At 57.8% G+C, this 20,817-nt stretch carries 15 protein-coding genes; 5 read left to right on the top strand and 10 right to left on the bottom strand.

Annotation, left to right across the window (positions count from 1 at the left end):
• Positions 1–36 precede the first annotated feature (36 nt).
• The 4 genes from K787_RS0117550 to K787_RS25720 all read left to right on the top strand — a co-directional run bounded on the left by K787_RS0117550 (position 37) and on the right by K787_RS25720 (position 6,538).
• Complete coding sequence (locus tag K787_RS0117550) at positions 37–1,284, top strand: TolC family protein (protein WP_022964126.1); 1,248 nt, start codon at positions 37–39, stop codon at positions 1,282–1,284.
• Positions 1,281–2,741, top strand: coding sequence for an efflux RND transporter periplasmic adaptor subunit (locus tag K787_RS23580; protein ID WP_022964125.1), 1,461 nt, complete (start codon positions 1,281–1,283; stop codon positions 2,739–2,741). Before K787_RS0117550 ends, K787_RS23580 begins: the two co-directional genes overlap by 4 nt.
• A complete protein-coding gene (locus K787_RS23575; protein WP_022964124.1) occupies positions 2,738–5,914 on the top strand; it encodes an efflux RND transporter permease subunit in 3,177 nt (1,058 codons plus the stop codon). Before K787_RS23580 ends, K787_RS23575 begins: the two co-directional genes overlap by 4 nt.
• A gap of 384 nt (positions 5,915–6,298) precedes the next feature.
• The gene (locus K787_RS25720) at positions 6,299–6,538 is read left to right on the top strand and encodes a HupE/UreJ family protein (protein WP_022964123.1); all 240 of its coding nucleotides are present in this window, start codon (positions 6,299–6,301) and stop codon (positions 6,536–6,538) included.
• 315 nt (positions 6,539–6,853) lie between these two features.
• On the opposite strand, the gene K787_RS0117530 is transcribed toward K787_RS25720, so the two are convergent.
• Entirely contained in the window at positions 6,854–7,417 is a 564-nt protein-coding gene (locus tag K787_RS0117530) for a carboxymuconolactone decarboxylase family protein (protein ID WP_022964122.1), read from the bottom strand.
• Positions 7,387–8,760: an aspartate aminotransferase family protein gene (locus tag K787_RS23570; RefSeq protein WP_022964121.1), complete on the bottom strand. Its 1,374-nt coding sequence runs from the start codon at positions 8,758–8,760 to the stop codon at positions 7,387–7,389. The genes K787_RS0117530 and K787_RS23570 overlap by 31 nt, the downstream gene beginning before the upstream one ends.
• Positions 8,761–9,259: 499 nt before the next feature.
• Here K787_RS23570 and K787_RS0117520 point away from each other — a divergent pair, with 499 nt between their 5' ends.
• Entirely contained in the window at positions 9,260–9,562 is a 303-nt protein-coding gene (locus K787_RS0117520; protein ID WP_022964120.1) for a hypothetical protein, read from the top strand.
• 215 nt (positions 9,563–9,777) lie between these two features.
• On the opposite strand, the gene K787_RS0117510 is transcribed toward K787_RS0117520, so the two are convergent.
• The 8 genes from K787_RS0117510 to tssI form a co-directional block, all read right to left on the bottom strand.
• Entirely contained in the window at positions 9,778–10,455 is a 678-nt protein-coding gene (locus tag K787_RS0117510; protein WP_022964118.1) for a 3'-5' exonuclease, read from the bottom strand.
• Between the two features lie 256 nt (positions 10,456–10,711).
• The gene (locus K787_RS25140; RefSeq protein WP_022964117.1) at positions 10,712–11,749 is read right to left on the bottom strand and encodes a hypothetical protein; all 1,038 of its coding nucleotides are present in this window, start codon (positions 11,747–11,749) and stop codon (positions 10,712–10,714) included.
• Positions 11,749–12,552: a hypothetical protein gene (locus K787_RS0117500; protein ID WP_022964116.1), complete on the bottom strand. Its 804-nt coding sequence runs from the start codon at positions 12,550–12,552 to the stop codon at positions 11,749–11,751. Before K787_RS0117500 ends, K787_RS25140 begins: the two co-directional genes overlap by 1 nt.
• A gap of 120 nt (positions 12,553–12,672) precedes the next feature.
• Positions 12,673–13,707 carry a hypothetical protein gene (locus K787_RS25135; RefSeq protein WP_022964115.1) on the bottom strand — a complete coding sequence of 345 codons (1,035 nt, stop codon included), beginning with the start codon at positions 13,705–13,707 and terminating at the stop codon, positions 12,673–12,675.
• Positions 13,708–13,962: 255 nt separating this feature from the next.
• Positions 13,963–14,997, bottom strand: coding sequence for a hypothetical protein (locus tag K787_RS25130; protein WP_022964114.1), 1,035 nt, complete (start codon positions 14,995–14,997; stop codon positions 13,963–13,965).
• Positions 14,997–18,815: a hypothetical protein gene (locus tag K787_RS0117485; protein WP_022964113.1), complete on the bottom strand. Its 3,819-nt coding sequence runs from the start codon at positions 18,813–18,815 to the stop codon at positions 14,997–14,999. The genes K787_RS25130 and K787_RS0117485 overlap by 1 nt, the downstream gene beginning before the upstream one ends.
• Complete coding sequence (locus K787_RS24390) at positions 18,812–19,549, bottom strand: DUF4123 domain-containing protein (protein ID WP_022964112.1); 738 nt, start codon at positions 19,547–19,549, stop codon at positions 18,812–18,814. Before K787_RS24390 ends, K787_RS0117485 begins: the two co-directional genes overlap by 4 nt.
• A gap of 8 nt (positions 19,550–19,557) precedes the next feature.
• A partial coding sequence (gene tssI, locus K787_RS23560; RefSeq protein WP_022964111.1) for a type VI secretion system tip protein TssI/VgrG occupies positions 19,558–20,817 on the bottom strand: 1,260 nt, incomplete at its 5' end.

Here is a 20,817-nt window from a genome sequence, read left to right as displayed (position 1 = left end):
GTGCCTTGCGCCAGGCATTAGACGGGAATCAATCCTATGTTTTTCATCCGCACTCTGCGCCCGCTCGGCGCAGCACTGCTCTGCATTATGGTTGGCACGGCTATGCCGGCGTCGGCTGTGACTCTTGAGCAGGCGCTATCAAGCGCAAATCAAACGGCCCCAGCGCTACGCGCCCAACGTCTAGCTGCCCAGGCGGCCCGTGAAGACGCCTCTGCGGCGGGCCAACTGCCAGACCCACGGCTGGTGCTCGGTCTGCAGAATCTTCCCATAGAAGGCGAGGACCGAGGACACTTGGGCGCCGACGGCATGACTATGCAGATGGTCGGCCTGATGCAGGAGGTGCCCAATCGCGCCAAGCGGACGGCGGAGCGGGCCATGGCCGGTGCCGCGGTCGACCTGAGTGAGGCTGAGTATCGAGTCAGACGTCTCGACGTGCGTCTGGCCACGGCAGAAGCCTGGCTCGAGGTCCATCAGCGCGAGCAGCAACTGGAGCTGTTTGACGAGTTGTACGAACAGAATCGGCTGCTCGACGCTGCCGTTAAGGCGCGGCTCGCAGGCGGGCAGGGCGCGCTCGCCGAACGACCGGTGGCGAGCATGGAGCGCCTGTTGCTCGATGACCGGCGCGACCAGCTCAGTAGCGATCTCGCCGTGGCGCGTACAGAACTGCGTAGCTGGATTGGGGCGTTGGCCTATCAGCCGACAGAAGGCGAATGGCCCCACTGGCTCGTCAGCAGCGAGCGCTACCGGGCTCGCCTTGCCGATCAACCGACGCTCGCGCTGTATGAGCCGATGAGCCGGGAACGCCAGGCTAGCGTGAATCTTGCCCAAGCGAACAAGCGCCCCGACTGGAGTTGGGAGCTGGCCTATCAACGCCGCGCCGCAGGCTTCAACGATATGCTGAGCATGCAGGTCAGCGTCGGGCTGCCGGTTTTCCCCGGCTCGCGCCAGAACAGACGCTTGGCTGCGCGGGAATATGAGCTGGCGAATGTTGAGCAGGATCGCGAGGCGGCGCGTTTGCGCCTGGTGCAGCAACTGGACAGCATGCTTGCCGAGCATCAGCGCCTGGAACGGACTCTGGAGCGCAATCTAGAGCGCCTGGAGCCGCTGGCCGGCGAGCGCGCAGAGCTTGCGTTAGCCGACTACAGGGCCGGCCGTGGCACGCTCGATTCGCTGATCAGCGCCCGCCGTGAGCATATCGAAATCCGCCTGGAACAGATCGAACGGACGGCCGCGCTGGCGATCAGCCGTGCCCGTCTAGAGCTGACTTTTGGAGACCAACCATGAATATTCCATCACCTGTCAGCGCCTTTTTCGCCCTGATTGCACTCTTATCGACAACACCCGTTGCCGCTCAACCGCACTCGGAGCACGGCCACGTACCAGAGCAGAAGCAAGATCAAGAGCAAAGGCGGAAAGTGCTCTACTGGTACGACCCGATGTATCCCCAACAGCAGTTCGACGCCCCCGGCCCATCGCCGTTTATGGATATGGATCTGGTACCACGTTACGCCGACCCCGACAGCGACGGCACCACCATCCGCATCGATTCAAAGGTGACGGATAGCCTGGGCCTGCGTGCCGTCGCCGTAAGCCGCGGCACCTTGAGCAGGCCGGTTGAGGCGAGCGGGGTGCTGGGCTACGACGAACGTGCCGTGACCATAGTGCAGACCCGCGCCAATGCCTGGGTAGAGGAGGTAACGCCGTTGGCTCCAGATGACGCGGTAAAAAAGGGTGCGCCCCTCGCTGTACTGCTGGTGCCTGACTGGATTACGGCTCAGGAAGAATACCTGGCGCTACGAAGGATCGGGGATCACACGCTTAGCGGCGCTGCGTGGCAGCGCATGCGCCTGGCCGGTATGCCAGCGGATTTGATGGAGAAGACCCGCCAGAGCGGAAGATTGCAGGGCACCTGGACGCTGCGCAGCCCGGTCGACGGCGTAGTGCGCGAGTTGTCGCTGCGCGAGGGCATGAGTCTGCCCGCCGGTTCGACCATGGTGGTCATCAATGGCACCGACCGGGTCTGGCTGGAAGTCGCTTTGCCCGAAGCGCAAGCGGGTGGCGTGCAGGCAGGGCAATCGCTGGAGTTGGTTCTGCCCTCGTTGCCAGGGGAGATCATCAAGGCGCAGGTCACCAGCGTGTTGCCGGAAGCCGATGCTGCCGCCCGCGTGGTACGGGTACGCGCGGAAATGGATTCCAGTCAGGGCCGTCTGCGTCCTGGCATGACCGCCAGGGTACGCTTGGATACGGGTGACAATGAACTACGTTTACTGCTCCCGGCCGATGCCGTCATCCGCAGTGGCCGGCGTGATTTGGTGATGCTGATTGAGGAGTCTGGGCTGTATCGCCCGGTCGAGATCAGAACCGGACGCGAGGCAGGCGATCTGGTCGAGGTCTTGCAAGGCCTGGAGGAAGGGCAGCGTGTGGTCGGTTCCGCCCAGTTCCTGCTCGATTCTGAGGCCAGTCTGCGCGGTGTATTGGCGCGAGCACTGGATACACCGGTAGATGAAGCGCCGTTGCACACAGCAGATGCCACCCTGGTGTATCAGGACGAGGATGGCCTGATGCTGGAGCATGGCCGGTTCGAAAGCCTGGACATGCCCGGCATGACCATGCAATTTCCAATCGCTGAAGGCGTGGACACTGCGGATATCGCCGAAGGGGACCGCATCAGGGTGTGGGTCCGGCAGGACCCGGACGGCTTGCTAATAGTGCGGATCGACAAGCTGGAGCAGCAGTCATGATCGCCGCGCTGATTCGCTGGTCCTTGAATAACCGGCTGCTGGTACTGCTGGCTACTGTCGTCGTCGTCGCCTGGGGGCTGTGGTCGATGAACCGCATGCCGGTGGACGCCTTGCCGGATCTCTCGGACACCCAGGTCATCATCCGCACCAGCTATCCAGGCCAGGCCCCGCAGATCGTTGAAAATCAGGTCACTTACCCACTGGCCACGACCATGATGTCGGTCCCCGGCGCAGCGACGGTGCGGGGCTTTTCCTTCTTTGGCGATAGCTATCTGTATGTGCTGTTCGATGAAGGGACTGACCTGTACTGGGCCCGTTCGCGGGTGCTGGAATACCTCAATCAGGTTCAGGGTCGTTTGCCGGCAGGCGTCACGCCCTCATTGGGGCCCGATGCAACCGGGGTGGGCTGGATCTATCAGTACGCGCTGGTCGATCACAGCGGCACCCGAGACCTGGCTGAACTGCGCTCGTTGCAGGACTGGTTTTTGAAATACGAACTGCAGGCTTTACCCGGTATAGCCGAGGTTGCCACGGTTGGGGGGATGGTGCGGCAGTACCAGGTGGTGATGGACCCTCAACGCATGGCGAATCTGGGGGTTACCCAACAGCAGATCAGCGCCGCCATCAGCGCCGCAAATCAGGAGACTGGTGGCGGGGTGGTTGAGATGGCCGAAACCGAATTCATGGTGCGCGCCGGCGGCTACCTGGAAAGCCTCGCCGACTTTCGGCAGATCCCGTTGAAACTCACGGAGGCGGGCGTACCGGTGTTGTTGGGCGATGTTGCGCGGATTCAGACGGGGCCGGAAATGCGCCGCGGTATTGCTGAACTGGACGGCCAGGGCGAAGTGGTTGGCGGGGTGGTGATCCTGCGCAGTGGCGGTGATGCACGGGCAGCAATCGAGCGGGTACGCGAGCGGCTGGCAGAATTGTCCGCGAGCCTGCCCGAGGGCGTAGAGATCGTCACCACCTATGACCGCGGCGAGTTGATAGACAGCGCCATCAGCAACCTTAGCCGCAAACTGATAGAGGAATTCATTGTTGTCGCGCTGGTGTGTCTGGTTTTTCTTTGGCACCTGCGCTCTTCCCTGGTCGCTATCGTGGCCTTGCCTATCGGTGTGCTGATCTCTTTTGGCGTCATGCAGTGGCAGGGCATCAACGCCAATATCATGTCACTTGGCGGTATCGCGATCGCCATCGGAGCGATGGTCGATGCGGCCATCGTGATGATCGAAAATGCGCACAAACGGCTTGAAACCTGGCGCGAGGAGCATCCGGGCGAAGAGCTGGATGGGCCGCAGCATCGTCAGCTGATTACCGACGCAACGGTTGAAGTGGGGCCGGCGCTGTTCTTCAGTTTGCTGATCATCACCTTGTCGTTCATTCCGGTGTTTACCCTCGAGGCGCAGGAGGGCCGGCTGTTTGGGCCTTTGGCGTTCACCAAGACCTATGCCATGGCCGCCGCCGCGGGTCTGTCCGTCACCTTGATCCCGGTACTGATGCTGTATGCCGTGCGTGGCCGTATCCGGCCTGAGCACAGCAACCCGTTGAACCGCTTTCTGGTCTGGATATACAAACCGCTGCTTAACGGCGTGCTGCGCTTCCCGAAAGCGACGCTGTTGGTCGCCCTACTGGTGTTTCTGACCAGCCTCTGGCCGATCTCGCGTCTGGGCGGTGAGTTTCTTCCACCGTTGGATGAGGGCGATCTGCTGTACATGCCGACTGCGCTGCCGGGCCTATCCGCCCAGCGCGCATCGCAGCTCTTGCAGCAGACCGACGCGATGATTCTCAGCGTGCCGGAAGTGGCCAGGGTCTTCGGCAAGGCCGGGCGGGCGGAAACCGCCACTGATCCAGCGCCGTTGGAAATGTTCGAAACCACTATCCAGTTCAAGCCACGGGATCAGTGGCGTGAAGGCATGACCCCGGCCAAGCTGGTCGAGGAGTTGGACCAGGCGGTGCAAGTGCCTGGACTAGCCAACCTGTGGATTCCGCCGATTCGCAACCGCATCGACATGCTCGCCACTGGCGTGAAGAGCCCGGTGGGGATCAAGTTGGCCGGCAGCGATCTGTCGCGAATCGACGCGCTGACCCAGGAAATACAGCAGGTCGCTCGTCAGGTACCCGGTGTCAGTTCGGCCCAGGCTGAGCGGCTAACGGGCGGCCGCTACCTGGATGTCGACATCGACCGCCAGGAGGCCGCACGCTATGGGCTTAACATCGCCGATGTGCAGGCGATTGTTGGCGGCGCAGTGGGCGGCAGCAATATTGGCGAAACAGTTGAAGGCCTGGCGCGCTACCCGATCAACTTGCGCTATGGGCGAGACTGGCGCGATTCACCTCAGGCGCTCAGGGATTTACCCATCCTGACGCCCGGAGGCGCGCAGATCACCCTGGGTACTGTGGCCAGGATTAGCATCAGTGACGGGCCACCGATGCTGCGCAGCGAAAACGCGCGGCCCTCTGGCTGGGTGTACATTGATGTGCGCAACCGCGATATGGCCTCGTTGATGCGCGATCTGCGCCAGCGTATTGATGCGGAAATCACCCTGGATCCGGGCATGAGCCTGTCCTACTCGGGGCAATTCGAGTTTCTGCAGCGGGCTAATGAGCGCCTGATGTGGGTAGTGCCGGCGACGCTGGTGATCATCTTCCTGTTGCTGTATCTGGCCTTTGGGCGGGTGGGCGAAGCCGTGTTGATCATGGCCACGCTGCCCTTTGCACTGACCGGCGGGCTCTGGTTTCTCTACCTGCTCGGCTACAACCAGTCGGTGGCCACCGGCGTGGGCTTTATCGCATTGGCCGGGGTGGCTGCGGAGTTTGGTGTCATCATGCTGCTCTATCTGCGCAACGCCTGGGAAGCCAGCCAGGCCCGCGGCGCGGGTGATCAGGCGGCATTACTCGAAGCAGTGCGCGATGGGGCAGTGCAACGGGTCAGACCCAAGGCGATGACGGTACTGGTGCTGATTATCGGCTTGCTGCCGATTCTTCTGGGGACCGGCACGGGTAGCGAGATCATGAGCCGTATCGCTGCGCCGATGATTGGCGGCATGGTCACCGCGCCGCTGCTCTCGATGCTGGTGCTGCCTGCGGCCTACTGGATGATGCTGAACCGACGGCTGAAACGTGCAGAAAAGCAGGTCTGCGGCAAACCTGAAGCCCCTGGTATTTCTGACTGAATGGCACGCGGATAAAACGCTGATGGTCAGGAGGGTCAGAAGATCCAACAACATGGCACCCGTGCGTGACTGGGATGCCATGTTGTTGGTCAGTGCTTGAATCATGAAGAGGGGCATGATTACCACCCACGCAGTCACGATGATATTGACGAAAAGTTAGATGATCACGCGCATCATGATAGGGGTAATCACAGCCACGAATCTCTCGATCACCCAACGATCCGGCCCGTCTCTGGCGCCAGGATGTCACTCCAGCAACTCTCGCCCCATGCCGGAGACTCCCCCCGCAGGTTTCGATACCGCCTAGATCGCCCGCCCAAAGCGGCTTGACTGATTGCGTCTTGCTGCGTTGCAGCTCTTTAAAGCAAATCTGTTGGAGTCTTTGTGTTGTCAATTTTGTTTGATGGCCGTTGGCGTGCGCGTTCGGCCGCCGGTGGCTATCGTGTGTTCTGGATATTCCTGGCCCTCGGCTTCTTCCACGGCTTTGGCCTGTCGTCGAAAACCATCGAATACAACATCTCCCCGGATGGCCTGGTCGCAAACCTGCTTGCCTTCAACGTCGGTGTGGAAATTGGCCAAAACGCCTGCTTCGGCGGCAACATGGTCTTTCCAGGCAGGTTGTAATGGGCTGGTTCGGTACTTCGAACTGATCACCACGTATCGGCAGGAGCACCAAGGTATTATCGCGGAGATCAGCTTTAGTAATAACGATAGCCGCGTCTGTGCTTTATCGCACTGAGTGGAAAAAGCTGCGGCAGCTTCAGCGCGGCGCAAGAGTCTCGAACAGACAGATCCCCCAGCGCCAGGAGGGCTCCCGTGCGCATGTGGCTTATGTGTTGGCGGGAGCCCCACTACAGGTCATTTCGACGCCTACAATAGGAGTGGATACCGGTTTTGGGCTGTTTTGATCCGGATCCGCAGCGGATATTCGAGCCGGAATTAGCCTTCAGAGAATGGCAGGGGAGTATCCGTGTCCCGCCGTACTGCGAAGACATTCAATGTCATCGCTACCAAGGCGTAGTAGCCAAGAATACCGACTAATTCGACTACCGCGGGCTCACCAAAGATGCCGACGGCCTCAGCATAGAGTGCATCATCAACCCGTCGGTGGGTGTAGAGCGACTTGCCGAATTGATAAATCAGGCGTTCGTCAGGCCGAGTGAACTCAGGTTCCTGTTGCAGGCGCAACGCCTCAATGACTGCGTTAGAAACCCCGGCCTCACGAGCAATAGGCGCGTGGATTTGCCACTCGGCTTGAGACTGCCACCAAGCCGCAGTGAAAAGGATCGCGAGTTCGCTCAAGCGAAGCTCCAGACGCGTGCCATAGCGACAGAATCGTCCCAAGCGCTGAGCGTGATCGGCGAGCTCAGGGCTATGAATCCAGGCCAGGAATGGGCCATCAAGATTGCCTCGTGGACCGCTCAGGATGTCGCTTAGAACAGTGCGCTGCGCCGCACTCATTGAGTCTTCACTCAGAGTGCTGAGTCGCGACCGGATCGGCATGTGGTTGGCTCCTTGTAAATGCGGTTAAGTACGCTGTGCACGGCAATTTCCAGCTTCTGAACAATCTCATCCAGATGCGTTTCTTCGAGAATGAACGGTGGGGCGAGTAGGATGTGATCACCTTCTTGGCCGTCGACAGTGCCGGCCATCGGATAGCACATCAGGCCTTGTTCCATTGCCGCTTGCTTGATTCTGACGTTGAGTTTGAGCGCGGGATCAAAGACTTTTTTGCTCTCGCGATCGGCAACCAACTCCAAGCCTTGGAACAGCCCTCTACCACGAATATCGCCGATATTGGGATGGGCCGCGAAGCGCTCTAGCAGGCGTTCGCGCAAACCTTCGCCGAGGCTACATACGCGTGGGAGCAGATTACGCTCTTCAATCCCCTTCTGAACTGCCAAGGCTGCGGCGCAGGCGGTGGCGTGGCCAATATAGGTATGGCCATGCTGGAAAAATCCTGAGCCGCTGGCGATAGCGTTATGGATTTTAGCGCTGACCAGCGTCGCACCGATCGGCTGATAACCTGCACCGAGTCCCTTTGCAATGGTGATCAGGTCCGCAGTCACGCCTTCTTGCTCGGCAGCAAACAGGGTACCCGTCCGGCCCATGCCGCACATCACTTCATCTAGTATCAACAGCACGCCGTAACGCTGACAAACCTCACGAATACGCCGGAAGTAGCCAGTGACTGCGGGGACTGCCCCCAAGGTGGCACCTACTACGGGCTCGGCCACGAAGGCCATAACGTTCTCGGCGCCGAGCCGGAGGATTTCCGCTTCCAGCTCGGCGGCCAAGCGGATGCCGAGCCCTTCAGCGGACTCGCCATCCTTCTGTTCTCGATAGGCATAGCAAGGGGCTACATGGCTGACGTCAATCAGCAGTGGCTCGAACTGTTTGCGGCGCCAGGCATTACCCCCCGTAGCCAGGGCGCCCAGCGTATTGCCGTGGTAACTCTGGCGGCGTGCGATCAGGTGCGTACGCTGAGGTTGGCCTATTTCTATGAAGTATTGCCTAGCCAGTTTCAACGCCGCTTCGATGGCTTCTGAGCCGCCGGAGACGAAGTACACCGACTTCAAACCTTCGGGTGCACGCGCGATCAGAAAGTCAGCCAGCTCCTCCATGGGCTCATTGGTAAAAAACGACGTGTGCGCGTAAGCCAATGTGCTCACCTGTTGCTGGATAGCCTCAATGACCTGCGCATCGCTATGCCCCAGGCAGGAGACAGCAGCTCCGCCGCTGGCATCAAGGTAGCGGCGGCCCTGGCTGTCGATCAGGTAGGGGCCGTCGCCCTTAACCGCAGTTGGATAGCCTTGATTGAGGCTGCGGTGGAATACGTGGCTCATGATGTTCTCCGGGATATCTGGTCAAGGGCCTGCTCCCTGGCCCAGGCCGAAGAGGGCAGTGATCAACTATGCCAGTTATCCGTGTGTCGCATTGCTGGCTACGGTCATCATGCTGCTGGGCACCTCTGTGGTTCTTAATTAGTTGAAGCGCCGCGGCCGAACGGGTGGCGTGTGGATTGCGCGGGTACTGCAGATCCTGTGGCAGTATGTCCGAAAAAGACGCCAGATAAGATTTGTTTTACTGCCCTCTGGGTGTCTGCTTTTGGCCCAGAGTGTGTAAAAGACTTGATTAGAGTATTCAACTTGGCGACTCTCCCTTCCAAACGGACCAGGTTGGCGCCCGAGACTGGACGATCTTGTCGGTCAGCAGCATCGAGTGCGGTCAGGGACCTGCTAATGCTCACTTCTATGTTCTCCATTCGCCGCTTCAGTGTGGTGCTAATGAAATTGTGCTTGAGATTATTAACCGCCTTGAGCTTACTGCCATCGTCTGCCTGTCGTGGCCTGGCTGCTAGTGCAATGGTTACCTGCTGATCCAGCGTTGCGGCTCGGCGTTCTGCTCGTGCTCTTAGTGCCATGCACCTATTGGTTTATCACCTTTAGCCAACTGGGGAAGGGTAGCGTACCTCGTGCAATAGCGGTCACACCCATCAACCTGTTGTTGCATCTGCTATTACTGCCATTCTATCTGTGGCTGATGCTGGGAGCCGAGCTTTCGGCTGCATTTGCACCTGCCGATATCTGGCCAGCATTGGTAGTGGTGCTGGGTCCGCTCGCCGCCGCCGCTCTGTCAGAGCGCTGATTTGAAGTCCGCACAAAACGTGCGCTAATTCGCTACCGGCTGGCTGGGAAGTGGCTGCCGTTGTGATCGTGGTGCAGTCGCTGGTTGAGCTCTTCGGGATGGTGTTTTACCTGCGGTGGGTACCCCGCAAGCTTTTTCGTGATTAACACATCATTCAACGTTTTCGGAACAGCGTTGTTACCCACTCTGGGCCATTGTGCGTTGATTTGTAACCCTCAGAAGGTATTGGCCCGGGTAACCGGTTCCCCTGCCATTGCATTGACCAAGGCCTGCGTCATCAAGCAATCGTCCAGGGCCCGATGGGCTCGGCCGACAGGAATGCCCTGCGCCCGGCATGCTTCAGTAAGAGCTTTCCAGCGCCATCCGTCAGCGCTTTGGGCGCAAGCTGTCGGTTCTTGCCAGAGCTGCGCGTAGGCTTGCATGACACACATCCATGATGTGCCGTTCGATAGCGCTATCCGGCTCGCTGTGTGCGAGCTGACAGTCGGCGATTCCAAGCCATAAAGGTGCGCCATAACATCGATCCGACCGAAGTCGAATGCAGCGCCGTAAGCGAGTACCGGTCGGCCCTTAATCAATTGCCATATCTGGTCATGCACCTCTGGCCAGCTTGGCGCGTTCGCGACCATATCATCCGTGATGCCGTGCACGGCCGTTGCCTCTTCGGGGATCGGAAGGGACGGTTTGATCAACGAATTAAACAACAACACTCCGCCCATGGTCATGATGGCTATTTCAATAATCTCCGCCGCCTCGCCCAGGCCGCAGGTCTCGCAATCAAGCACCAGACCGTCATGCAGAATCCAGCTACGCGCCTGATCAATTACCGACTGCTGCAAGGCATTGTAAGCCGGGAGGGAGGGTAACGTGGCGTAGTTCAATAAGGCGGTCATCTGACGGGTCCTGATAGGTGAAACGAGTAACTGCCCGACGCAGTACTCGGCCTGGAGAAACGAATGATGCGCTTCAATTAAGGCGGGTTGATTAAGGTCTCGTGACGCCGGCGTCACATTGCTAATGCTACGAGCCTGAGTTGGAGGATTTGGTTCAATGCTTGTTGGTCGGTGTGGCGAATTTGGCTATTTGCGCCACACATTGGCGCTAGCGTGGTGTTGGTATGGGCAGGCACCTGGCTTTTGGGTCATGGGCTTAAATCGGATACTCCACATACTGCGCCATCAGATTCGGGCGGGTCAGGGTGTTGATTCTATCTACCCGGCCGCGCATGTCGTGCTGCGCCTGTTTGAACGTCTCGTCGTCCATATCGATCCAGGAACGCGGGTTACGGCCTTTTGCCTTGTCGTGTTCAACCGTGGTCGGGTCGTTGTGGCGGTGCTCTTCAAATAGCGGTGCGTCCGGTAGTGGGTGGCTGGTGTCCATGTAGTTCTGGATAAAATCCCACAGCGCGAGCGGTTGGTTCACGGTGCGATCCGGCGGCTGGATGTCGCCGAAGTGAATGCTGATATCCGAATAGCGGTGCTCCAGGCTGAGCACGTTCATCGGTAAGCCCTGACGGTCAGGGGTGGTGTTGATATAGGCGTCGAACTCATGGAAGGGAGCGCGTTGTTCGGTGACTTCGCTTCGGTGGTACTTGAATACAGTGATCATGCCGGTGCGGCGATTGAGCTCCCATTTGGGGCCTTTGCCGGGCTTGGCCCAGAGGCGGGGGAATTTGTGGATGACTAGGGAGGCAATGTTCCACGTTAAAAGGGATGGCAGCCCTATAGCCAGAAACAATGCCTGAAAACTAGTCAGGAAATTTTCTAAAAAACCACCGCTATCCATAAAACCACTTGTAATTGCTACTAAAGATCCGAGGGCTAAGAAGATAAAGAAGACAACTTTCCCGAAAGCATGAAGGAAAAGCCATAACTGAGAACGCTTAGCCCATGGTGCATGTCGGTAATGCTCATGGTCGCAACGATCGTGAAAATCGATTTTCTCCATTGGTTTGGGCTTGTAAGTACCTTTGGCTTTCAATTCTGCTCTGCGCTTGTACTCTTGCTCCCAGAATCTCAAGCTTTTTGGCTCTGGCCGCATAAAGGTATCGGGCACGACCTCCTGAGTACTCCCCCAAGGCAAGCGCTGGCCAGTCAGTTTTTTGAGCCCTGAGCGCGCCTTCGCCTGTGGCTGCCGTTGCAGGCTATCGGGTGAATAGGATGTTGTGGAGTAGCTGGAGAGGGTCATCAGCCTGTGGCTCCTGTGACGCCATGGGTTTCTTGATCTGCCCATAGTGGTCGGTTTGTTCGTCTAAAATCAGGTTTGGTTTCTTGCTCCATGTTGATTGGAGCGGCCTTGGGCGCAAGCGCAGGAAACACCCAGGTTTTGTTCTTTTGATAGTCTTTTAGCCTGAACTGCGCCCTTACTTCCCAGTAGTAGTGGTCAGCATTCTGAAGGGAGTGACTATGCGGTGTGCTAGCAGGTGTGTTGACGTAGAGCACTCGGGCGTCACAGGTAACCTGTTGCAAGATAGGCGTACTGCGGTCCGGTTGATCTCTGCGTCTTACTCTATGGCCGAGGCCGTGATTGGTCGGTTGATAGCTGATTTCATTACGCACCAGCAGACAGCCGACAATACTGTTCCCGCTATCTAGCTCCGAAAACATGCCACTAACATTGGAGCGCACGGTGATTCGAGTGTTGGCGCGCATTTTAAGCATTTGTTCAGAGGTTGAACCATTTTCAATCATTGTTGGGTCAAAGTCCGGGTTGTCTTCTACCTGAATGCTAACGCCTGTAAGCAAGCCCACCAGGCGGTAGAGTGCCTCTTCAGGATCTTCCAGATGGCGCGAACGGGAGCTTGCCCAGGGCATGGCATCCGCCCGAGCACGTTCCGTGTTGCTGAATCCCCCTTCCTGGCTGAAGATGCTCCCGGCCAGCCAGTCTTCAAAGGCCGTATTACTGAAGCGTGCCACGATTAAGGCCCCTCCCAAAATCAAAGTTACGGCGATAACGCCCATCGGACCAAATAGCGCAGAGCCGGCAAACATTTTCTATATCGGCCTTGGAGCCTCGTTTGGAACCCCGTATGCGCGAGGATAACTTTATCCGTGGCAGGGTGCTTTCTTCTGGAGGAGAGCTGTAGTCGGCCAGGCTTGACCGCGAACTGCTTAGCGGTACTCCACAAATTGCGCCATCAGGTTCGGGCGGGTCAGGGTGTTGATTCTATCCACCCGGCCGCGCATGTCGTGCTGTGCTTGTTTGAACGTCTCGTCGTCCATATCGATCCAGTAACGCGGGTTACGGCCTTTTGCCTTGTCGTGTTCAACCGTGGTCGGGTCGTTGTGGCGGTGCTCTTCAAACAGCGGCGCATCCGGCAGCGGGTGGCTGGTATCCATGTAGTTTTGGATAAAATCCCACAGCGCGAGCGGTTGGTTCACGGTGCGATCCGGCGGCTGGATGTCGCCGAAGTGGATGCTGATATCCGAATAGCGGTGCTCCAGGCTGAGCACGTTCATCGGTAGCCCCTGACGGTCAGGAGTGGTGTTGATATAGGCGTCGAACTCATGGAAGGGAGCGCGTTGTTCGGTGACTTCGCTCCGGCGGTACTTGAATGCTGTGATCATGCCAGTGCCGCGGTTTAGCTCCCATTTGGGGCCTTTGCCGGGCTTGGCCCAGAGGCGGGGGAATTTGTGGATGACTAGGGAAGCGAGGCCCCATACTAAAGCGCAGGGAAGTAGAGTGAAAAGAATAGAAAATTCAAGTGACTCAAAGAAACCAGTAAAAAAGCTACTGTTTGAGGCAAATCCTTCTAGAAAAGCGACTATGCCCCCTACTAGGAGGAAAATGAAAAGCCCGCCTTTTCCAAAAGAAGCCAGATGTATCCAGAAATGGGTTCTAGTTGACCAAGGAGCGTGACGATAATGCTCATGGTCGCAGCGGTCATGAAAGTCTATATGCTCCAGAGGTGCTGGCTTATAAGTGCCTTTGGCCTTCAATTCCGCCTTTCGTTTGTATTCCTGTTCCCAAAATCTTAGGCTTTTGGGTGCCGGCTGCATAAAGCTATCGGGCACCACCTCCTGGGTATTACCCCAAGGCAAGCGCTGCCCCGTCAGTCGCTTTAGCCCTGAGCGAGACTTGCCTGGAGGCTGGCGCTCCAGGTTGGCAGGTGAATACGACGTTGTGGCATAGCTGGATTGGGTCATCAGCCGGTGGCTCCTGTGACGCCATGGGTATCGGGCACGCTACCGCCATACCGATCTGGAAAATCAGTAGGCAGTATGCGCTGGCGTGGTTATGTTCAACACCTCGCGGGCCTTTAATTATTCAGGCTACACTCGTTTCCGGTGTGGGCCTTTGTACCCTGCTTGGATCCTCGCCTGCGCGAGGATGACGTTATGCGGGGCAGGGTGCTTTCTTCTGCAGCAGCGCGGAGGCCGGGAGGCTCGACCGCGAATGGTTTAGTTGTATTCCACAAATTGCGCCATCAGATTCGGGCGGGTGAGGGTGTTGATTCTATCCACCCGGCCCAGCATTTCGTGTTTTGCCTTTTTGAATGTCTCGTCGTCCATATTGATCCAGTAGCGCGGGTTACGGCCTTTTGCTTTGTCGTGTTCAACCGTGGTTGGATCGTTGTGGCGGTGCTCTTCAAACAGCGGTGCATCCGGCAGCGGGTGGCTGGTATCCATGTAGTTCTGGATAAAGTCCCACAGCGCGAGAGGCTGATTGATGGTGCGGTCAGGCGGTTGGATGTCGCCAAAATGGATGCTGATATCCGAGTAGCGGTGCTCCAGGCTAAGCACGTTCATCGGCAGGCCCTGACGGTCAGGGGTGGTGTTGATGTAGGCGTCGAACTCGGGAAAAAGGGCGCGATGTTCCGTTGCCTCTTTCCCCTTATATTTGAAGACGGTAATCATGCCGGTGCGACGATTGAGCTCCCATTTCGGGCCTTTGCCGGGTTTTGCCCAGAGGCGGGGAAGCTTGTGAATTACTAGAGAAGCAAGGCCCCAAAAAACTAGGCATGGCAGAAGAAGTACAAGTGCTAGAGTCTTGACTGACTCCCAAAAGCCGGTAATGAAACCGGTTTGCGACACGAAACCAACCTGCAAAGCCGTTATGAGTCCTATCACAAGAAATATGAAAAAACCCACCTTTCCGAAGCTAGCCACATATATCCAGAAGTGCGTCCTAGTTGACCAAGGAGCGTGCCGGTAATGCTCATGGTCGCAGCGATCATGAAAGTCTATATGCTCAAGAGGTGCTGGCTTATAAGTGCCTTGTGCTAACTCCTGGTCTCGCTTTAAGCGTACGCTTTCCAAGTGGCGTAGGCTGGAGGGGCCTGGCGTCATAAAGCTGTCCGGCACTACCTCCTGGGTATTGCCCCAAGGCAGGCGCTGACCAGTCAGGCGCTTTAATCCTGAGCGAGACTTGCCCGGTGGCTGGCGGTGCAGGTTGGCGGGTGAATAGGCTGTTGTGGCGTAGCTGGAAAGGGTCATCAGCCGGTGGCTCCCGTGGCGGCATGGGTTTCTTGATCTGCCCAGAATGGTCGACCGATCCGGACATAATCGGGATCGGTTTCTGTCTCCATATCGATTGGAGTGTCCTTGGGGTCCGGCGCCGGAAAGACCCAGGTTGTGTTCTTTTGCTCGTCTTTAAGCCTGAACTGTGCTCTGACTTCCCAGTAGTATTGGTCAGCATTCCGAGAAGAGCCGCTATGGGGGGTGCTGACATAGAGCACGCTTGCGTCGGCCGTGACGTGCTCTAAAAGGGGGTTGCTACGATCTGGTTGGTCCCGGCGCCTGACTATGCGGCTGCGACCGTGCGTGCTTACTTCTTTACGTACCAGCAGGCATTTGACGATACTGGTTGCGCTGCCCAGATGCGAAGCCATGCCACTCAGGTTGGAGCGCACGGTTATCCGTGTGTTGGCCTGTTTTTTAAGCTCCTGTGCAGAAATGTGGCCATAAGCGGGTATGCTTGGAGCGTAGTCTGGATTGTCTTCCACCTGGATGCTGACGCCGGTAAGCAAGCCGACCAGGCGATAGAGTGCCTCGTCAGGATTTTTCAGGTGGTTTGAGCGCTCCCAGAACCTTAAATTCTCCTGGGGAGGCTCTATGTTGGTAAATCCTTCTTTTTTAGTAAAGACGCTACCGGCCAACCAGTCTTCAAAGGACGTGTTGCTCAAGCGTGCTACCAGTACTGCGCCGCCGATGATCAAGGCTACTGCGATTACGCCCATTGGGCCAAAGAGCGCTGAGCCGGCAAACAGCGGTGCGGCAGCGCCAATGAGGCCGCCTACGGTCATCATGGAGTGCCCCCAGACAGCATTGTCCGACCATTGGGCGGAATGGATGGCATCGGACAAGCTAATACCAGCAAAAATCAGGCCGGCGCTAACTTGACCCACCATCCGTACAGTCACAACATTGACGATGCTCTTGGCTAGCCGAGGACCGAGAAGCCTTGTAGCGAGGTCGTCGGAGATTGTTAGAGCAGTCCTGTTGGCGGTCCTGGCCAGTATCTGCTGATTGCCAGCAACCTTAGTGACCAATACCTCCAAAGCTATAACCAAGTCTAAGTTGGCGCTCGCCATGCCGGAGACCCCCCTGATCCCCCTTCCTTCCTGCGAATAGTTTGCGAGCTCTGACGCAGCTACCTGCACATTCCACGTCTCCATCATCAGAACGAGGCCAGAGAAAGGCCTGCTATTCAAGACCCTGTGTCCCGGGCCTTCCTTCCGTTGTTGAACGTCGCCGTCGGCATGCCGCAGAGCTCCGGCTAGTTGCTCGGAATTTGCTCGTGAGGCGAGCAGCGCCGAGCTAGCCAATGCTTCTTCGTTAACAGATTGACTGAGTTCTTTCAAAATACGTGCGGTTTCACTGGTACTTGGAACAGCTAAATAGACCCCTTTTTCCGGCACTATACGCATACGCGAACCGTTCGCCGCGCGGTCGTCGGTGGTAGCAATGCGGTTGCCTTGACCGTCCCGATATTCACCGAACACATTATCTTCAATCAGTCGGCGGTCGACTTCTGGCAAGTCTTCCAGGCCGAAGAGGTAGTACTCGGCGCCTCTGAACTTACCAGACCTGACAAAAAGCGCACCTTCAAAAGCCTGGGGCATGGTTTGGCGCAAATGTTCTAATGTCATGCCGTGCAGTTTGATTTTGACTTCTATGGCATGCTCGCTCAGATCTGTTCTGAGCCGGCTCTGGTCCTGGCGGACCTGGTCCACTGCGGCCCGATTTGCAGCTACGGTCTGGTTGCTGCTGTCGAGCTGGTTGGAGATATTCGCTGCGTGGTTCTCGGCGGCTTTGATTGAGCTATTCAATATTTCATTGATCTTGGACAGTACCGCCATTCCAGCCTTGAAAGGGGCGTGTGCGGTAAAGCTGTCCTGCAGCTCGCCGCTTGCCATCAGCGCTGCCAAGGTCATGCCATCCAGCGTTTCGCTCTCTTCATCTGGCGCATCCATGCCTTCCAGACGGGCCAGCACCGTTGCTCTGAAGCGTCCGTCGCCGTTATTTGGCTCTTCCTCGGCTGGCTTGATGTAATCAGCAAAGAGCTCGTCATACCTGATTTCTGGCCAGAGCATTGCGTGAAGGGGGTGGCTCTCTCTGTTGACGATTTCTGTGAGTAGCCGCTGCCCTGGATGCTGGCCCGGGGTATGCAGACGGAAGCCGCTCGCGGCGTCATGAATGTCGCCTTTGAGCGCCAGTGGGTCGAGTTGGGCTGGAGATGAGGCAATAGACGCCATGAGCTGAACTGAGAAGAGCATGGCTCCGCAGTATTCAAGGTTGTCCAAACTCAAGTGGTCGCCCATGCATTGCTGGGATTGGGGCAGATTCAGGCAATTGGTTAGTGCCAGTTGGGCGCTTTCCAGCAGCTTCCAGGCGTTGGCGCGCTCGACGGCTGCGGTGGCTATATTGATTTCGCGCTTTCCCTCCTCGCTCAGCTTGTTCTTGACGCTTTCTGCCAAGGGGTTCCTGTTGCCGCCAATGCGGTTGGGCACAGCCAGGTTCTGCAGCAGCAAGGCGCTGGTGTGGTGGGGGTGCTCCATGGCGAGGTTGGTGCAGTACTTCAGTAAGGTTTGCAGGCTGCCAATGCGTGAATGCAGGTGGCGCAAACGGTACATGGGATCAGGTAGCAGTACTGCATACAACTGACGGTCGCGCATGGACTGCAGGGCGTCGGGCTGGGTGTCCTGAGCTTGCCATACGGCGAGTGCGTCTGCCTCGCAGCCCTTATAGCACGCGTGCCAGGCTTCGGATTCGAATTCGGCTGGCGGGTTGCTGGCTACGCCTTTACGCCAGTTTTCAGTGGCCTGGCGCGTGCTTGCGAAGGCTTGTTCCGGATAGGCGCCAGTTAAGTCGCAGAGCATGCGTGCCGGTTGGTCGAGCAGCCGTTCGTGGCCTGGCTGGCGCTGACGTTGGGGCGCGCAGAGGTTAACTGGAAAGGCGTTTGACCTCATGCTGTAGCGTGTTTGTACGGGAGATTTGCTGTGATTGTGCTGGCCGCCATGCTGGGCTTCGAGCAAGGTTAGGCCTGCGGGGGCATCGGCCCAGCGTTGCTGCCAGAGGGATTCGCTTACCAGTAGTCTAGGCATGCTCACGCGGGGGCTGCGATAGTTCTCATGCCGTTCATAGCGTTTAAGTCGAGCTGCGCTCAGTTGTACTTCGGAAAATATCAAGTCAAGCGAGCCGGCCCAACTGCCATTCCACTGGGAGGGCAACCAGATGTCTTCCAGTGCTACGCCGGTGGCTGGGCGCTTGCCATTGGCAAAGCCGTGTTCGTTACGAAAGGATGCGACGTCTACATCGAAATAGCGTGTGCCTTCCTCGGTAAAACGGACTTCAAGCTCGCGCCAGAGTTTGCCCCACACGAAGACGTAGATATAGCCGCTGCGGACCAGTACGGGTATGCCGGAATCATCTTGCTGTTTGATGCTCGGCAGTGCCGTGCAAGGTACAACAGGCACAATCTGGTTGAGCTGTGCTTCGTCCTGGCGAGGGGTGGCGCGCAGGTCGGTCAGCAAAGGCAGACGGATAGGGGCACCAGATTCGGTGGCAATTTCCAGATACAGGGACTCGCCTGGCTGTTCTTCCCAGTCCCATATTTTCAATAGACTGGATACACCCTCGCCGGAGATCTCTTCCTCTTCTACCGCTGCGGTAATGGCGTCGAGAGGCTGCCCTTCTGCGTCGCAAATCAGCAGCTTCTGGGTATCGGGATGTTGTTTGCCGATGATTTCAACGATTAACTTGTCCGGCTCGCAGGCCGGGCCGTTGTCGAGAATACAAACATTGCAACTCATCCGTGCTGCTCTCCTTGCACCATTGTCTGGCTATCCAGCCAGGCGTTCAGCGATTTCTGTTCGGTATGTCCGGCAGCCATGCCGGCTTTGATCCAATCGAGTACTTGCGTCATTTCATAACCCTTGTGGCTGGCAAGCCAGCGCCAGGCAAAATGTTCGTAGCCTTGATCTACCAGCCGTTGTAGCTGGGTTTCATTCAGAGAGAGGGGCGCCGAAGATGCTTTGGCCTCCGCCTGCTGCACCTGTGTGAGCCGGTGCCATTGTTCACTGCCCCCGGCTTCGTCAGCCCAGGTTCCGCCATACCAGGTGATTTCACTGATAGGGCCCAGCCAGCGCGCTTGCAGATCCCCGGTACAGGTGGGTAGCAGGTAGCTGGCCACGCGGGGGTCGTAGTAGCGCAGCAGGGCTTTGCGACCCTGCAGAAAGCGGGCTTCAAGCAGTCCGCGCAGTTGGTCGAGCAAGGCCGTGCGTGGAGCATGGGTAGCTATCAGCAGGCCGGACAGTTTTTGCGGATCGCTTGCGAGACTGGGAACCAGCTTGCCGCGGGCTGACAGCTTGAACAGCAGTGGTGACTGACTGGCCTGTGCGGCAAACGAAGTATCTTCAAACAGCTGAACTGGGTCAGGGTCTGGTTCGTGCTCGTACAGTGTTTCCAATAAACCTTTTTGTGGTTCGGCCAGCCAGTACAACTGGCCCTGCAGATCAGGCATCTGATCCATACGTTGATAGCTCATACTTGGACCTAAGCTCCCTTACGGCATGGGCAATCAGCAAGGGGACACTGAGCCGGGGTGCCGCCTTTGGGCTTTTGGCAAAGCTCGACAAAGGGCGTGCTGTCCTGGCGGGCCTCTTTGAGTCGGAAAGACAGAACGCCTCCTGCTTCATCACTATCCGCTGCCAACACATCCACTGGCAGCGCAGGTGCAGCACCGCTCCCTGAGCCGGCGCTACCGCCAGAATTGATCTTGACGCTGGGGCCGACCAGGGTGACGCCGCTGGGGTCGAGTTTGACGAAGCTGCCGCCGACCTTGAAGGTGATCTCGCTGCCTGCGTCCAGGACGATTTTCATGCCGCTGGAGAGGTGGATTTCCTGTCCGGCGTCGATGAACTGGCCAGTGCCGAGCTTGACGTGTTGGCTGGTGCCTACCGTCAGGTGGTCATTGGCCTTGATCTCAGTTTTGCGTTCGCCGTGGGTGGTGTGGTGCTCTTCGGCCATGAATTCCGAGTAGCTGTTGGCTTCTACACGGTCGTGGCGTTCGTTGCCGACGCGGATCTTCTGGTCGTTCTCGATGTTCTCGTCCCAGTCGCGCTGGGCGTGCAGGTAGATCTGTTCTTCACCCTGCTTGTCTTCGATGCGCAGTTCGTTGTAACCGCCACCGCCACCACCCGGTGCACTGCTCAGGGTCTTGAATACGCTACGGGTCTTGTTTGCCGGCAGCTCGTAAGGTGTCGGATGAGTCTTGTGGTACAGGCAGCCGGTGACCAGGGGTTGGTCCGGGTCGCCTTCGAGGAAGGTAATGAGCACTTCCATACCGATTCTGGGGATGGCGATGCCGCCGTAGCGGTTGCCTGCCCAGCTGGATGACACTCGGAGCCAGCAACTGGTTTGCTCGTTGCCCTGGCCTTCACGATCCCAGTGAAACTGCACCTTGATGCGGCCGTATTCATCACAGTGGATCTCTTCGCCTGCCGGGCCGGTGACCACTGCAGTCTGGCTGCCGAGGACTTTGGGTTTGGGATGTTGCAGTTGCGGCCTGAACGGCACATCCCAAGGGGTCGCGGTGAACTGGTTGCGATAGCCCTGAGTGAAACCGTCTTCAGCTTTGACATCACTAGTGACCGACTCTTCAAGTACCTGCGGCTGCTTTCCTTCGTGATGCAGGCCGGTGATCAGCCACAGGTCATTCCAGTCGGTTCTGGGATGTTCAGACAAAGTCAGAAAGTGGCCGCTGACGAGGGCGGGCACGTCGCTTTTGCCTTCGGCCAGGCGATAGTCGCTGCG

This window comes from Halopseudomonas pelagia CL-AP6 (assembly GCF_000410875.1).
In the GTDB taxonomy this organism is placed as follows: domain Bacteria; phylum Pseudomonadota; class Gammaproteobacteria; order Pseudomonadales; family Pseudomonadaceae; genus Halopseudomonas; species Halopseudomonas pelagia.
Note: the sequence above shows the minus strand (reverse complement) of the source record. Positions and strands in the feature narration are given on the sequence as shown.

What these genes read in the sequence shown, in the direction of transcription:
- K787_RS0117550 (WP_022964126.1), top strand. Translation starts at nt 37, where the DNA reads ATGTTTTTCATCCGCACTCTGCGCCCGCTCGGCGCAGCACTGCTCTGC.
- K787_RS23580 (WP_022964125.1), top strand. Translation starts at nt 1,281, where the DNA reads ATGAATATTCCATCACCTGTCAGCGCCTTTTTCGCCCTGATTGCACTC.
- K787_RS23575 (WP_022964124.1), top strand. Translation starts at nt 2,738, where the DNA reads ATGATCGCCGCGCTGATTCGCTGGTCCTTGAATAACCGGCTGCTGGTA.
- K787_RS0117530 (WP_022964122.1), bottom strand. Translation starts at nt 7,417, where the DNA reads ATGCCGATCCGGTCGCGACTCAGCACTCTGAGTGAAGACTCAATGAGT.
- K787_RS23570 (WP_022964121.1), bottom strand. Translation starts at nt 8,760, where the DNA reads ATGAGCCACGTATTCCACCGCAGCCTCAATCAAGGCTATCCAACTGCG.
- K787_RS0117510 (WP_022964118.1), bottom strand. Translation starts at nt 10,455, where the DNA reads ATGACCGCCTTATTGAACTACGCCACGTTACCCTCCCTCCCGGCTTAC.
- K787_RS25140 (WP_022964117.1), bottom strand. Translation starts at nt 11,749, where the DNA reads ATGACCCTCTCCAGCTACTCCACAACATCCTATTCACCCGATAGCCTG.
- K787_RS0117500 (WP_022964116.1), bottom strand. Translation starts at nt 12,552, where the DNA reads ATGTTTGCCGGCTCTGCGCTATTTGGTCCGATGGGCGTTATCGCCGTA.
- K787_RS25135 (WP_022964115.1), bottom strand. Translation starts at nt 13,707, where the DNA reads ATGACCCAATCCAGCTATGCCACAACGTCGTATTCACCTGCCAACCTG.
- K787_RS25130 (WP_022964114.1), bottom strand. Translation starts at nt 14,997, where the DNA reads ATGACCCTTTCCAGCTACGCCACAACAGCCTATTCACCCGCCAACCTG.
- K787_RS0117485 (WP_022964113.1), bottom strand. Translation starts at nt 18,815, where the DNA reads ATGAGTTGCAATGTTTGTATTCTCGACAACGGCCCGGCCTGCGAGCCG.
- K787_RS24390 (WP_022964112.1), bottom strand. Translation starts at nt 19,549, where the DNA reads ATGAGCTATCAACGTATGGATCAGATGCCTGATCTGCAGGGCCAGTTG.